Source organism: Pseudomonas sp. BNK-30, from assembly GCF_047456185.1.
In the GTDB taxonomy this organism is placed as follows: Bacteria; Pseudomonadota; Gammaproteobacteria; order Pseudomonadales; family Pseudomonadaceae; genus Aquipseudomonas; species Aquipseudomonas putida_E.
Genome location: NZ_CP179904.1, coordinates 3,907,040 through 3,921,462 on the forward strand (window position 1 = coordinate 3,907,040; position 14,423 = coordinate 3,921,462).

Annotated in this window: 14 protein-coding genes; 7 read left to right on the plus strand and 7 right to left on the minus strand. The window is 61.3% G+C overall.

Going from position 1 to position 14,423, the window contains the following annotated elements; all coding sequences use genetic code 11:
- Positions 1 to 205: 205 nt before the first annotated feature.
- Entirely contained in the window at positions 206 to 1,717 is a 1,512-nt protein-coding gene (locus tag ACMGGN_RS18190) for a methylenetetrahydrofolate reductase C-terminal domain-containing protein (RefSeq protein WP_237860168.1), read from the plus strand.
- Here the strand turns inward: ACMGGN_RS18190 and yjiA are convergent.
- The 3 genes from yjiA to ACMGGN_RS18205 all read right to left on the minus strand — a co-directional run bounded on the left by yjiA (position 1,653) and on the right by ACMGGN_RS18205 (position 4,980).
- Positions 1,653 to 2,630: a GTPase gene (yjiA, locus tag ACMGGN_RS18195; RefSeq protein WP_119688275.1), complete on the minus strand. Its 978-nt coding sequence runs from the start codon at positions 2,628 to 2,630 to the stop codon at positions 1,653 to 1,655. The two genes, ACMGGN_RS18190 and yjiA, sit on opposite strands and share 65 nt — an antisense overlap.
- A 72-nt stretch (positions 2,631 to 2,702) precedes the next feature.
- On the minus strand, positions 2,703 to 2,900 hold the full coding sequence (locus ACMGGN_RS18200) for a YbdD/YjiX family protein (protein WP_008094130.1): 198 nt from the start codon (positions 2,898 to 2,900) through the stop codon (positions 2,703 to 2,705).
- 13 nt (positions 2,901 to 2,913) lie between these two features.
- A complete protein-coding gene (locus ACMGGN_RS18205; RefSeq protein WP_119688274.1) occupies positions 2,914 to 4,980 on the minus strand; it encodes a carbon starvation CstA family protein in 2,067 nt (688 codons plus the stop codon).
- A gap of 315 nt (positions 4,981 to 5,295) precedes the next feature.
- Between ACMGGN_RS18205 and ACMGGN_RS18210 the strand changes: the two genes are divergently transcribed.
- The 3 genes from ACMGGN_RS18210 (at position 5,296) to ACMGGN_RS18220 (ending at position 8,181) form a co-directional block, all read left to right on the plus strand.
- Entirely contained in the window at positions 5,296 to 5,931 is a 636-nt protein-coding gene (locus tag ACMGGN_RS18210; RefSeq protein WP_119688273.1) for a lytic polysaccharide monooxygenase auxiliary activity family 9 protein, read from the plus strand.
- A gap of 103 nt (positions 5,932 to 6,034) precedes the next feature.
- Positions 6,035 to 6,400: a PilZ domain-containing protein gene (locus ACMGGN_RS18215; RefSeq protein ID WP_046784718.1), complete on the plus strand. Its 366-nt coding sequence runs from the start codon at positions 6,035 to 6,037 to the stop codon at positions 6,398 to 6,400.
- Positions 6,401 to 6,663: 263 nt separating this feature from the next.
- Positions 6,664 to 8,181, plus strand: coding sequence for a nucleobase:cation symporter-2 family protein (locus tag ACMGGN_RS18220; RefSeq protein WP_012312724.1), 1,518 nt, complete (start codon positions 6,664 to 6,666; stop codon positions 8,179 to 8,181).
- Positions 8,182 to 8,275: 94 nt separating this feature from the next.
- Here ACMGGN_RS18220 and radA read toward each other — a convergent pair whose 3' ends face one another.
- Positions 8,276 to 9,643 carry a DNA repair protein RadA gene (gene radA, locus ACMGGN_RS18225; protein WP_042111159.1) on the minus strand — a complete coding sequence of 456 codons (1,368 nt, stop codon included), beginning with the start codon at positions 9,641 to 9,643 and terminating at the stop codon, positions 8,276 to 8,278.
- 177 nt (positions 9,644 to 9,820) lie between these two features.
- Between radA and mscL the strand changes: the two genes are divergently transcribed.
- On the plus strand, positions 9,821 to 10,240 hold the full coding sequence (mscL, locus tag ACMGGN_RS18230) for a large-conductance mechanosensitive channel protein MscL (protein WP_012312722.1): 420 nt from the start codon (positions 9,821 to 9,823) through the stop codon (positions 10,238 to 10,240).
- 62 nt (positions 10,241 to 10,302) lie between these two features.
- Here mscL and ACMGGN_RS18235 read toward each other — a convergent pair whose 3' ends face one another.
- The gene (locus ACMGGN_RS18235; protein ID WP_115273571.1) at positions 10,303 to 11,079 is read right to left on the minus strand and encodes a ferredoxin--NADP reductase; all 777 of its coding nucleotides are present in this window, start codon (positions 11,077 to 11,079) and stop codon (positions 10,303 to 10,305) included.
- Between the two features lie 212 nt (positions 11,080 to 11,291).
- Between ACMGGN_RS18235 and ACMGGN_RS18240 the strand changes: the two genes are divergently transcribed.
- Both ACMGGN_RS18240 and ACMGGN_RS18245 read left to right on the plus strand, forming a co-directional pair.
- Entirely contained in the window at positions 11,292 to 12,002 is a 711-nt protein-coding gene (locus tag ACMGGN_RS18240) for an autoinducer binding domain-containing protein (RefSeq protein WP_237860172.1), read from the plus strand.
- A gap of 92 nt (positions 12,003 to 12,094) precedes the next feature.
- Positions 12,095 to 13,219, plus strand: a complete 1,125-nt coding sequence (locus ACMGGN_RS18245) for a methyltransferase (protein WP_414156166.1) — start codon at positions 12,095 to 12,097, stop codon at positions 13,217 to 13,219.
- 32 nt (positions 13,220 to 13,251) lie between these two features.
- On the opposite strand, the gene ACMGGN_RS18250 is transcribed toward ACMGGN_RS18245, so the two are convergent.
- Both ACMGGN_RS18250 and cydB read right to left on the minus strand, forming a co-directional pair.
- Positions 13,252 to 13,407, minus strand: a complete 156-nt coding sequence (locus tag ACMGGN_RS18250) for a DUF2474 domain-containing protein (RefSeq protein WP_080765861.1) — start codon at positions 13,405 to 13,407, stop codon at positions 13,252 to 13,254.
- 8 nt (positions 13,408 to 13,415) lie between these two features.
- The gene (cydB, locus tag ACMGGN_RS18255; RefSeq protein WP_012312717.1) at positions 13,416 to 14,423 is read right to left on the minus strand and encodes a cytochrome d ubiquinol oxidase subunit II; all 1,008 of its coding nucleotides are present in this window, start codon (positions 14,421 to 14,423) and stop codon (positions 13,416 to 13,418) included.

The following is a 14,423-nucleotide window of genomic DNA, read 5'->3' on the forward strand; positions in this document are numbered from 1 at the left end:
TCAGAATGCAAAAAATAATGAGGGGGATTTTCCGGCCCGCCACACAATGAGACAAACTCATTTAATTTGAGATGAAGTCAAGATTCTTTCATGATGAATAGGCCGGGCACGTCTTGTTCAGAGCAGCCTGGTACGCTCGCAGACAAGCCTGCGCCCAAGACGCGTCGCACAATGCCTCACTGAACAATCCAGGTGCCCCATTGCCATGAGCCTGCTGAAATCGGCGCTGCGCGAAAAAACCTTCGTCTGCGTCATGGAGTTCGTGCCCAAGCCGTCGGCCGAACGCTTCGCTGCGATGGAGGCGATCATGGCCCGTGGGCACTTGTGCGGCTGGCCAATGACCGTAGCCATCGGCGACCGTGTCGGCAGCCCGCTGGACCTCTCACCATTGGACGCCCTGTCCAGCTTCAGTAAACCCGTCCCTGCCCTGCCCCACTTTTCCGGCAAGGACCGTGAACGCCATGATCTGCTCGCGCAGCTGAAAAGAATGGACGCCGCCGGCCTCGACCAATTGCTGCTACTGACCGGCGATCGCCTGCCAGGCCACCAGCCAGGCGAGCGCCCGGTGCGCTATCTGGAATCGGTCGCCGCACTGCAACTTGCTCGCAAGGCCTGCCCCCACTGGCTGCTGGGGGCTGCACTCAACCCATTCAAATACCGCGAGGAGGAAGGCGGTGCGCAGTATTTCAAGGCAGAGAAGAAGCTCGCTGCGGGCGCCGATTTCCTCACCCTGCAATTGGGCTTCGATGCCAGCAAGCATCTGGAGGCCATGCAGTGGATGGGGCGTCAGGCCGAACCCAAGCCCCTACTGGCCTGCCTGATGAGCCTGAGCCATGGCCGTGCAGCGATGCTCGAGCATGTCGCCGGCGTTACCGTATCGCCGTCGATGCGCGACATGCTTGAGGCCGAAGCGGGCGTATCCAAAGCCTATGCCCAGGCACGCGGCCTTGATCGCCTGGCCCTGCAGATCATTGGCGTAAAGTTGATGGGGTATGCCGGGGTGCACCTTTCAGGTGTTCACGAACTCAAGCAACTGCTCGCCCTGGAGGCGCGCATCGAGGACTGGCAAGCACGTGTCCATTCACAGGAACAGTGGACAACGGCCTGGGCCGGCAGCTGGCAGATGCCAGGCCTGCCGGCGGTGACCTTTCACCCACCACAAGCAGACTGGCGCCAAGGCCAGTCGAGGGTCAGCGCAACCGCCAGGGAGAAACTGCGTTATCACCTGCTGCATGGGTTTCACGCCCTGTTGTTCAGCCGTAACAACTGGCTGAGCAAGACCTTTGGCTGGGCCGTGCGCCAGCCGCTGTGGGCCAGCGACAGCGGCGCCCGCTGGCTGCACGGGCTGGAGCGCAGCGTGAAGCGCCCGCTGCTGGGCTGCGACACCTGTGGCCGGTGCCGCCTGGAAGACACCTTGTACATCTGCCCCGAAACCTGCCCCAAGGGCCTGGCCAACGGCCCCTGTGGCGGTACTGCGCTGAACCGCTGTGAGTTCGGCGACCGCGAGTGCATCCACAGCGTCAAATACCGCACCGCCAAAGCCGTGCAACAGACCGCCGTGCTCACCGAACGGCTGATCCCCTGCATCGAGGTACAAACGCGTCACCGCAGTTCATGGCCGCAGTGGTTCGCCGTGCAGACGCCTGCCCGGTTCAGCCCGCAGCCAACGCTTCGAAACCCGCCCGAATCTTCGCCTCAGGCAGTTCATCGGCAATGAACACCATCACGCTTTCGCGCGTTTCGCCTTCGGCCCACTCGGCGTCCCAATCGAAACCATAGAGCTTGAGCACGCCCTGGAACACCAGGCGACGGTCTTCTCCGGCAATGTTGAGCACACCTTTATAGCGCAGCAGTTGCTTGCCGTGAGTCTCGAGCAATTCGTTCATGAAGTCGCTGAGGCGGTCGATGTCCAGGGGGACCTCGGTACGCAACACCAGGGTCGAGATACGATCAGGTGTGGCGGGTTTGAACGCCGGGCGCAGGGTTGGCTTGAGGTTGGCGCCCAGATCCGGGTTGAGGTTGAACCCGCGCACGTCGAGCAGTTCGGCCAGGTCGATACGGCCGTGCTCGACCACGCGCAACGCCGCACGGCCATTGATACGCGCCAGGCGCTCGCGCAAGGCGTCCACCGCCGCCGGCTCGACCAGGTCGGTCTTGCTCAGCAACAGGCGGTCGGCAAAGCCCACCTGGGCCTGCGCGATGGTTTGGGCCAGATGCAGCTCGGCATGGGCCGCATCGACCAGGGTAATGATGCCATCGAGGATATAGCGGTCGCGCAATTGCTCTTCGACGAAGAAGGTCTGCGCCACCGGCGCGGGGTCGGCCAGGCCAGTGCATTCGATCACCAGGCGATCGAAAGCGATCTCCCCGGCGTCCAGGCGCTCGAGCAGCAGGAACAGGGCACGGGTCAGGTCGCCATGAATGCTGCAGCATACACAGCCGTTGGCCAGGGTCATGACCTGCACCGGCTCGTCGCCCAACAGCTGGCTGTCGATGCCTGCCTCACTGAACTCGTTCTCGATCACAGCAATTTTCAGGCCGTGCTCGGCTTTTAGCATGTGCTTGAGCAACGTGGTTTTGCCGGCACCGAGAAAACCGGTGAGCACGGTTACGGGAATTGGCGTCTGCACGCAGAAATCTCCTGAAGCTGAAAATGACTGTGGGAGCCCACAGGCTCCCACAGGTTCACGCAGTGTGCCGAATCAGCAGCACTTGGGGCCGGACTTGCCACCGTAGCGGGCTTCCTGGCGTTCCCGGAAGAACGCCTCGTAGCTCATCACCGGCTTGTCCGGGTGCTTGGTCTGCATGTGCTCGACATAGTTGTCGTAGTCGGGCATGCCGACCATCAGGCGGGCTGCCTGCCCCAGGTATTTACCCAGCCGACCCAGGTCGTTGAACATCGCAGCATTCCTCTCAAGCGTCAGGCAGTGCCTGGAACGGGGTTTCCTTGTCGGTGCGTTCCTTGCGGCCGAGGGCGGCGTAGCCGACCTTGATGGCAAAGAACAACACGCTGAACACCACAATCAGGAACAACACGGTGAGCCCGGCGTTGGTGTAGGCGTTGTAGATCACGTGCTGCATCTGCCCGATGTCCTTGGCCGGGGCCAGCACCTGGCCGGCGTCCAGGGCGGTGCTGTACTTCTCGGCCAGGGCCAGGAAGCCAACCGCAGGGTTCGGGTCGAACAGTTTGATCAGCCCGGCAGTGGTGGTGCAAATCAGCAGCCACACCGCTGGCAGCAAGGTGACCCACATGTAGCGCTGGCGCTTCATCTTGATCAATACCACCGTGCCCAGCATCAGAGCGATACCGGCCAGCATCTGGTTGGAGATGCCGAACAGCGGCCACAGGGTGTTGATGCCACCCAGCGGGTCGATCACGCCCTGATACAGCAGGTAACCCCAAAGGGCCACGCAGCCGGCCGTGCCGATCAGGTTGGCCGTCCACGACTCGGTACGCTTGAGCGCCGGCACGAAGCTGCCCAGCAGGTCCTGCAGCATGAAGCGGCCGGCACGGGTACCGGCGTCCACTGCGGTCAGGATGAACAGCGCTTCGAACAGGATCGCGAAGTGGTACCAGAAGGCCATGGTGTTTTCACCCGGCAGCACCTGGTGCAGGATCTGCGCAATACCCACCGCCAGCGTCGGCGCACCACCGGCACGGGCCAGGATGGTGTGCTCGCCGATGTCGCGGGCCACGGCCTCAAGCTGTTCGGGGGTGATCAGGAAGCCCCAGCTGCTGACCGTCTGCGCCACCGACACGACGTCGGCACCGACCACTGCGGGCGGGCTGTTCATGGCGAAATAAACGCCTGGCTCGATGACCGAGGCGGCGACCATGGCCATGATGGCGACGAACGATTCCATCAGCATGCCGCCGTAGCCGATGTAGCGGGCGTTGGTTTCGTTGTCCAGCAGCTTCGGCGTGGTCCCCGAGGAAATCAGCGCGTGGAAGCCGGACACCGCACCACAGGCGATGGTGATGAACAGGAACGGGAACAGTGTGCCCTTCCACACCGGGCCTGTACCGTCGGTGAACTGGGTCAGCGCAGGCATTTTCAGCTCTGGCGCGATGATCAGGATACCGATGGCAAGGCCGACGATGGTGCCGATCTTGAGGAAGGTCGACAGGTAGTCACGCGGCGCCAGCACCAGCCACACTGGCAGCACGGCAGCGACGAAGCCATAACCCACCAGCATCCAGGTGATCTGCACGCCGGTGAAGGTGAACGCCGGGCCCCAGACCGGATCCGCGGCAATCTGGCCCCCCAGCCAGATCGACGCCAGCAGCAGTACCACGCCGACGACCGAGATCTCGCCGATACGGCCCGGGCGGATGTAGCGCATGTAGATGCCCATGAACATCGCGATCGGGATGGTCGCCATCACCGTGAACATGCCCCATGGGCTTTCAGCCAGGGCCTTGACCACGATCAGCGCCAGCACCGCCAGGATGATGATCATGATCAGGAAGCAGCCGAACAGGGCGATGGTGCCAGGGATGCGCCCCATCTCCTCGCGCACCATGTCGCCCAGCGAGCGGCCGTTGCGGCGGGTGGACAGGAACAGGACCATGAAGTCCTGGACCGCACCGGCCAGCACCACGCCGGCGATCAGCCAGAGCGTGCCGGGCAGGTAGCCCATTTGCGCAGCAAGCACGGGACCGACCAGGGGGCCGGCGCCAGCGATGGCGGCGAAGTGGTGACCGAAAAGAATGTGTTTGTTGGTCGGGACGTAGTCCAGGCCATCGTTGTTGAGCACCGCAGGGGTGGCTCGGCGTGGGTCGAGTTGCATCACCTTGGTGGCGATGAACAGGCTGTAGTAACGGTAGGCGACCAGGTAGATGGCCACTGCCGCGACCACGATCCACAAGGCATTGATCGCCTCGCCTCGACGCAGGGCGACCACACCCAGCGCACAAGCCCCTATGACCGCCAGCGCCAGCCACGGGATGTGGCGTAGCAGGCTGTTATTGTTGTTCATGGCATGCTTCCAGCTAAGTGGTTGGAATAGACAGCCCCTTGAGTCTAGGGCTTGCTTGAAGGGTTTACCATCCCGAATTGGCATACAGCCGGTGGCGAGCACAGGCTCTAGAACGCCGCTACCCGTACAACCTCATGCCTGGGAAGCAACACGCGCCCTGGCGGGCCTGTCATTTTTGCCAGTTGTGCATGAAAGGGGCACGCGCTTTCAATGATCAGGCAATCCGATTGCCCTTGGACGACACGCGATTGGCGAATCTGCACACGCTGAAATCGTGCGTCGAACATCTGAAAAGCCAGCAGAAAGGAAACGATCATGACCACGGAAAAAGCCGGCACCCCTCAACGCTCAGCCCCCATCGCCCCCACCCATGGTTCGATTGCGAGCCCAAAGTCCCGCGCCACGTTCGCTGAAGAAAAAGGCCTTATCGAAGGCAATCTTCACAACGGGATCGAAAGCGGCAAGTTCTTCCCCGAGACGACCGGTGGCCTGACCGACCCCTACGCCAAGGACGACGTTAAAAATATTGCACCACCGGCCGATGGCAAGATTGCCAGCGGCGAACGGCCCGGCGCGGCCTACCTGGACAAAACGGATGTCGACTGGGACAAGCATGACGTTGCCAGCGGCGCATCCCTTGATTTTGTCTGGAGCTTCAGCGCACGACACAAATATCGCCGTTTCAACTACTTCATCACCAAAGCCGACTGGAAAGCCGGGGAGCCGCTGACCCGTGCCCAGTTCGAACCGCAGCCGTTCGCCACATTCCTCAATGAACTTCAGCCTTACTGGGGCTTCACCGACGAGCAGATGTGGCCGGCACAACCCACTACGCATACCTTGGAGCTACCTGAACGCCAGGGCTATCACGTACTGCTGGGCGTCTGGGAAATAGCCGAGACCGACAAGGCCTTCTATCAGGTGGTCGACCTCGATTTCGTCACCAGCTAACGGTGGCGCCGGGTGACTCGGCCATATGTCATCCGTATTACCCGTCATCCGGCAGGAGTGCCCATGGCTGGTCTATAGTCAGTGCTACTGACGAGGGCCCGCCATGACCACTCCTTCCGACGATCGCCGGCGCTTCCAGCGCATTGACTTCGACGCCCCCACCGAACTGCGCCAGGGCGATCGCCGCTGGCCGGTCAAACTCCTGGATCTGTCGCTCAAGGGCCTGCTGATCGAGCGCCCTGAGCCGTGGAACGCCGACCTCACTCAGGATTTCGATGCGATCATCCAACTGGACCCGCACACCCATGTGCAGATGCAGGTGGAACTACGCCATGAAGAGGCGAAGCGGCTGGGGTTCATCTGCCTCTACATCGACATCGATTCGATGAGCCATTTGCACCGTCTTGTGGAATTGAACGTGGCCGACAGCACCGAAATGATGCGCGAGCTGCGACAACTCATCGAATAATGGGATCTCTTAGCTAGCTAATAGCTTTCCCAACTTGTGTTTCTTGTCTACCCAGACAGCTTTCAACCTGGGTATCGCAACGTTGTACACACCCCTCTAACACCGTATTCAATGAGTTGGTACGCGATCTGCATTGCGTTCTTGCACACCCTGCAAGCCTGCTTGTTCGCGCTCCAATCAAAATATTGTATACAATTCTTGTAGCAATCATTTGTAGGAAGTGTCTACAGTAGCGGCACAACAATAAACAGTGAGCCTGCTCAATGACTACGTCCCCTAGCACGTCTCCCGCCAAGCGCCCCGAGGACGAAAACCTCGGCCTTGGAGCCAACTTGGCCTATGGCCTTCAGCATGTGCTGACCATGTATGGAGGGATCGTCGCAGTACCCCTGATCCTGGGGCAGGCTGCGGGCCTCAATGGTGCCGAGATCGGCATGCTGATCGCGGCCTCGCTGTTTGCCGGTGGCCTGGCCACGCTGCTGCAAACGCTCGGCCTGCCCTTCTTCGGATGCCAGTTGCCGTTGGTGCAGGGCGTGTCGTTCGCAGGCGTGGCAACCATGGGGGCGATTCTCAGCAGCCAGGACGGTGGCGGCTTGCCAGGCGTGCTGGGCGCAGTCATGGCGGCATCGCTGATCGGCTTTCTGATCACCCCGGTGTTCTCGCGCATCACCAAGTTCTTCCCGCCTCTGGTCACCGGTATCGTCATCACCACCATCGGCCTGACCTTGATGCCGGTGGCCGCACGCTGGGTGATGGGCGGCAACAGTGCTTCGCCGGAATTCGGCAGCATGGCCAACATCGGCCTGGCAGCGCTGACGTTCGCCATCGTGCTGCTGCTGAGCAAACTGGGCAGCGCGACCATTTCGCGCCTGTCGATCCTGCTGGCCATGGTCTTCGGCACCCTGATCGCCTGGGCGCTGGGCATGACCGACTTCAGCAAGGTGGCTGAAGGCCCGATGTTCGCCTTCCCTACCCCGTTCCACTTCGGTATGCCGACCTTCCACATCGCGGCGATCCTGTCGATGTGCATCGTGATCATGGTGACCCTGGTGGAAACCTCGGCCGACATCCTGGCCGTAGGTGAGATCATCGACACCAAGGTCGATTCCAAGCGCCTGGGCAATGGCCTGCGCGCCGACATGGCTTCGAGCATCCTGGCACCGGTCTTCGGCTCCTTCACCCAGAGCGCCTTTGCGCAGAACGTAGGCCTGGTCGCCGTGACCGGGGTCAAGAGCCGCTACGTGGTGGCCACCGGTGGTGTGATCCTGGTAGTGCTGGGCCTGCTGCCGGTGATGGGCCGGGTGATTGCAGCAGTGCCAACCCCGGTACTGGGCGGCGCAGGCATCGTGCTGTTCGGCACTGTGGCTGCCAGCGGTATCCGCACCCTGTCCAAGGTCAACTACAAGAACAACGTCAACCTGATCATCGTCGCCGCCTCGCTGGGCTTTGGCATGATTCCGATTGCCGCGCCGAACTTCTACCACCACTTCCCGAACTGGTTCGAGACCATCTTCCACTCCGGCATCAGCTCGGCAGCGATCATGGCCATCGTGTTGAACCTGATCTTCAACCATTTCACGGCAGGCAATTCGGACCAGCAATCGGTGTTCGCCGCGGGCTACGAGCGCACCATCCAGTACTCGGACATCTCTGCACTGCGCGATGGCGATTACTTCAAGGAAGGCAAGCTGTTCGACGCCGAGGGCAATGAAGTGCCGGTCCTGGAGCTGGACGAGCATGGTAATACGGCGCCCAGGCGAACGCCGGTAGCCGAGCACTGACCGCTGACTGAGCGGTGACCCAGGGGGAGCCGATGCGCATCGTCGGCTCCCTTTTTTGTTGCCTATCCTGGCCCATTGCTCCACCGCCAGCGGCTTATTCGAACAAGGCGTCCAGAGCCTGCTCCAGCCGGGTTACTGCGATCACCTGCAGCCCCGCCGGTGATTCCTTCGGTGCGTTGCCCTTGGGCACGATGGCCCGCTTGAAGCCATGTTTTGCCGCTTCTTTGAGGCGTTCCTGGCCACTGGGAACCGGCCGCACCTCGCCCGACAAACCAATCTCGCCAAATACCAGCAGCCCGTGGGCCAATGGCCGGTTGCGCAGGCTGGACATCACCGCAGCCAACAAGGCCAGGTCCGACGCGGTTTCAAGGACCTTCACCCCGCCGACGACATTGAGAAACACGTCCTGGTCATGGGTGGGAATACCACCATGGCGGTGCAGCACCGCCAGCAACATGGCCAAACGGTTCTGGTCCAGGCCCAGGGTGACACGTCGCGGGTTGGCCAGGTGGCTGTCATCGACCAGCGCTTGTACCTCTACCAGCATCGGCCGGGTACCTTCCCATGTGGCCATGACCACGCTCCCCGGTACTTCTTCCTGAGCCCGGTTGAGGAAGATCGCCGATGGGTTGGAAACCTCTTTGAGCCCACGGTCGGTCATACCGAAGACCCCCAGTTCATTGACCGCACCGAAGCGGTTCTTCACCGCGCGCAGCAAGCGCAAGCGGCCATCGGACTCGCCCTCGAAATACAACACGGTGTCGACCATGTGTTCCAGCACCCGCGGGCCCGCCAGCGAGCCTTCCTTGGTGACATGGCCGACCAGGAAGATCGCCGTGCCGCTCTGCTTGGCGTAGCGCACCAGCAATGCCGCACTTTCGCGCACCTGAGCAACACCGCCAGGCGCTGATTGCAATTGCTCGGTGAAAATCGTCTGGATCGAATCGATGACCATGACCCGGGGCTTTTCCTGACGCGCCGTAGCGATGATCGTTTCGATACAGGTCTCGGTCATCACTTTGAGCTGGTCCTGGGGCAACCCCAGGCGGCGTGAGCGCATGGCCACCTGTTGCTGCGACTCCTCGCCGGTGACATACAGCGCCGGCATGCCCACAGCAATGTTGCACAAGGTCTGCAGCAGAATGGTCGATTTGCCGATGCCCGGATCACCACCGATCAACACCACCGAGCCGTCGACCAGGCCGCCGCCCAGCACGCGATCGAGTTCGGTGCTGCTGGTGGTGAACCGCGGAATTTCCTCGACGCTGACTTCGGCCAGGGTCTTGATCTGCGCCTGTTGCCCGGTCCAGCCGGCGCGACCGCTGGGTGCCGCTGCGCCGCCGCTCTCGATCATGGTTTCGACCAGGGTGTTCCAGGCACCGCATTCGCCACACTGGCCGGCCCATTTGGGAAAGGTCGCGCCACACTCGGTGCAGCCATACAAGCGCTTGGCCTTGGCCATGGGCAGGGTCTCCTGGAAAAAATCGCCATGATAGCCGACGCAGACGTGTCTCGAGCGCGTCGGCATGCGACAAAACTATTCGTTCCAAGCGCAGTCACTACCCGTGAACGGCACGCATGAAGCGATGCAGTGGCTTACACTGCGTAAACATCACCATTTGTCACAAGGGAATCGAACATGGGAATGATCAGTGAGTTCAAGGCCTTCGCGGTCAAGGGCAATGTCGTCGACATGGCAGTCGGTATCATTATCGGCGCTGCATTCGGCAAGATAGTCTCCTCATTCGTCGGCGATATCATCATGCCGCCACTGGGGATATTGATCGGAGGTGTGGACTTCAGTGACCTGGCCATTACCTTGAAGGCGGCTGAGGGCGATATACCGGCCGTGGTGCTGGCCTACGGCAAGTTCATCCAGACCGTGATCGACTTCGTGATCGTGGCCTTCGCCATCTTCATGGGTGTCAAGGCGATCAACCGCCTGAAACGCGAAGAGGCCGTTGCGCCAAGCGCCCCGCCGACCCCGACCCCTCAGGAAACGCTGCTGACCGAGATTCGTGACCTGCTCAAGTCGCAGAACCAGAATCGCCTGCCTTGAAAAGTGGCAAGCTGCAAGCGTAAGGCCGCTCAAGGGCAGCACTTGTAGCTTGCAGCTTGCAGCTACCAGTAGTTCTCCACCGCCACCTGCCCAGGCCGCTTGCTCAAGCTCAACTGCAGGTCACGCGCCTTGAGCACCTTGCGGGTCTCATCGATCATTTGCGGGTTGCCGCAAAGCATGATCCGTGAGTGCTCAGGCGACAGTTCCAGCCCCGCCGCCTTTTCCAGCTCGCCATTCTCGATCAGTGTAGTGATGCGTGCATTCAGCGCGTCCGGATACTGCTCACGGGTAACCACGGGAATGAATTGCAGCTTGCCTGCAAACTCTGCCAGGTAATCACGCTGTTCAAGCCCGGCAATGTCATCCACATAGGCCAGCTCCTTGGCCTCGCGTACCGAATACACCAGTTTGATGTTGTCGAAACGCTCCCAGGCCTCGAAGTCCTGCAGGATCGACATGAACGGCGCAATGCCGGTACCGGTCGCCAACAGCCACAGGTCACGGCCACCGACGAAGCGATCAAGGGTCAGGTAGCCAAATGCCTGGCGGTCGATCAGCAGTGAATCACCCTCGCCAAGGCGGCTGAGCTCGCTGGTGAACTCCCCGCCCGGGACCACGATGGAGAAGAAGTCTAAATACTCGTCATGCGGCGCACTGACCATCGAGTAAGCACGCCAGACCACGCTGCCATCGGCCTTGGTCACGCCAAGCCGGGCGAATTGCCCGGCCCGAAAGCGAAACCCCGGATCGCGAGTCACCCGCAGGCTGAACAGGCCAGGCGTCAGTGGCTGGACGTCCAGCAAGGTCTGGCGGGTAAACTTTTCGGCACTGGCGGTCATGACGGGCTCCGTGAATAGCGTGCGCACAGTGTCGCGCAAAGCGGCCAGGATAAAAACCGTTCGATTGTAGGGTCACAGGCCACGGCCTGGCTGCTGTCCTGGAATGATGAGACATTCTTAACAAAAAAATCCCAACAAAACGCTCGGTCTTTTCCTACAATCCCACCGGTATGCAAACGGATTGGGTCCTCTGGACGCAAGGGAGAGGGTTGATGCCTCACTGGAATCACGAGCATTTAGACCGCTTGGTCAACGAAAGTACCCCGCAAAAGGTGTTCGACCTCGCGGTTCACCTGGCACAGGACCTGGGCATGGAGTTCATGGGGCTCAAGCTTCGCATTCAGCTTGCAGCCCAGGCACCCAGGCTCTACCTGTACAGTAACTACCCGCTTGCCTGGATCGAGCGTTATCAACGCGACGAGTTCTACAAGCAGGACCCGGCAGCAGCACTCAGTCACACGTCGACCGAGCCTGTACTGTGGACCGATGAGTTGTATCGCGAAGCCCCGGATTTTCGTGAGCAGGCCTGCAAACATGGCCTGCGCCACGGCTGGACTCAGTCGCTGCATGACCTCAGGCACAACGAGACTCAGGTCAGTGTGGCAAGGCCCTGTGGCAAGATCGACATCCATGAGCTGTACGACAAGGCCGGCCAAGTGCAATGGCTGTGCCATACGCTGCATGACACCATTTGTGAGCATCACCTGGCCAAGTTGAGTTCGCCGCTGAAGATGAGCGACCGCGAACTCGAGGTGCTGAAATGGTCGGCCGCCGGCAAGACCGCCGCCGACGTTGCCTGCATTCTGTCCCTGTCGCAAAGCACGGTGAACTTCCATATCCGCAGCGTAATCACCAAGACCAACGCCTCCAACAAGGCCGGCGCCGTCGCCATTGCCATGATGCGTGGCCTGATCGATCAGTAGCACGGCCTGCGACCAGCAGCAAAGCGCTGTAGAATCGCTACCAAAGCCCGTGACGATCCGTGACGGGCAGATCCGTGCCCGAGCCAGATGCCATGCCCCTGTTGACCACCCCCTACGCCGAACTCGACCTGATCCGCCACCCGGACCAGGCCAACGACCCGTTGCAGGCCTTTGATGCCGCCGATGAATACCTGCTCGAGCAGTTGCATGCTCAGCAGCTGGCAGCCGAGAGCAGAGTGCTGGTACTAAATGACAGCTTCGGCGCACTGGCCGCCAGCCTGATCGACCACGTGTCAGTGGTCAGCAGTGGCGACTCGCACCTGGCCCACATGGCCCTGGAAAAAAACCTCGCACGCAACGGCAAGGCTTTCGACAGCGTGCCCTTCGTGCCCGCCAGCGAGCACTGGCAGGGGCACTTCGATCGCGTACTGGTGCGCGTGCCCAAAACCCTTGCACTGCTCGAAGAGCAACTGATCCGGTTGCAAGGTCATCTGGCGCCCGGCGCCCAGGTCATAGCTGCGGCCATGATCAAACACTTGCCACGGGCTGCGGGTGAGCTGTTGGAGAAGTACATCGGCCCGGTACAGGCTTCGCTGGCGCAAAAAAAAGCGCGCTTGCTGACGGCCAACTTCGCCCAGCGCCCTGGCGCCAGCTCCCCGTACCCGACCCGCTATCGTCTCGACTCACCGGCGCTCGAACTGCTCAACCATGCCAACGTATTCTGCCGCGACGGCCTGGACATCGGCACGCGGGCCTTCCTCCCACACCTGCCACACGACTTGGGCAATGCACGTGTCGCCGACCTGGGTTGCGGCAACGGCGTGCTGGCCATCGCCAGCGCGCTGGCCAACCCCCAGGCGCACTACACACTGGTGGATGAATCGTACATGGCGGTGCAGTCGGCGCAGGAAAACTGGCAGGCTGCGCTGGGCGATCGCGCGGTGACGGTAGTGGCAGGCGATGGCCTGGCGGGGGTGGAAAAGCAGTCGCTGGATGTGGTGCTGTGCAACCCGCCGTTCCATCAACAGCAGGTGGTGGGCGACTTCCTTGCCTGGCGCATGTTCCAGCAGGCGCGTGAGGCATTGGTGGTCGGCGGTGCATTGTATATCGTCGGTAATCGCCACTTGGGCTATCACAGCAAGCTGGCGCGCCTGTTCCGGGGAGTTGAACAGGTGGCCGCGACGCCGAAGTTCGTGATCCTCAAAGCCCGCAAGTGAAGCGGGGGCTGCTCAGGGCAGCCCCACGCCCATCAATGCGTGGTCAGCCCCGCCGCGCTCATGAACAGCCGCATCACATAGGCCGCCACGCCCAGGGCGGCCACGCTCAAAGCCCAGATCAGCAACAACCAGCCCAGGCGTTGCCACAGGGGTTTCTTCTCTTCAAGGCCATGTTTGCCAGCCATGATGGGCCCTCCTAGTGATAGCCGTCTTCGTGGGTGACCTTGCCGCGGAACACGTAATAGCTCCAGAAGGTATACCCCAGGATGAATGGCAGGATGAACAATGTGCCGACCAGCATGAAGCCCTGGCTCTGTGGCGGCGCAGCTGCATCCCAGATCGAGATCGACGGCGGGATGATATACGGCCAGAGGCTGATGCCCAGGCCGCTGTAGCCAAGGAAGATCAGCACCAACGTCAGCAAAAACGGGGTGTAGTTGGCACTGCGCGCCACTGCCTTGAACAAACCGTAGAACGTTACCAGCACGAGAAGCGGTACCGGCATGAACCAGATCAGGTTGGGCATGCTGAACCAGCGATCGGCAATCTGTGGGTAAGCGATCGGCGTCCACAGGCTGACGATGCCGATCACCACCAGCAACACCAGGGCCAGCGGCCGGCCGAGCTTGTGCATCTGCGCTTGCAGAGGCCCCTCGGTCTTCATGATCAGCCAGGTGCACCCGAGCAAAGTGTACGCGACGATCAGGCCCAGGCCACTGAACAGGCTGAACGGGGTCAGCCAGTCGAGCGTGCCGCCGGCGTAATGCCGGTCCACTACCTTGAAGCCCTCGATGAATGCCCCCAGCGCGACCCCCTGGAAGAAAGTCGCCACCAGTGAACCGCCGATGAACGCCTTGTCCCAGATGTGGCGCTTGTCATCCTTGGCCTTGAAACGGAACTCGAAGGCCACTCCGCGGAAGATCAGGCCGATCAGCATGAGGATCAGCGGCAGATAAAGCGCTTCGAGCACCACCGAATAGGCCATCGGGAAGGCCCCGAACAAACCGGCGCCGCCCAGGACCAGCCAGGTTTCGTTACCGTCCCATACGGGGGCGACGGTGTTCATCATCACATCCCGGTCCTGCTCAGCCTTGACGAACGGGAAGAGCATGCCGATGCCCAGATCGAACCCGTCCATCACCACGTACATCATGACACCGAAGATGATGATCACGGCCCAGATCAGCGGAAGGTCGATACCCAT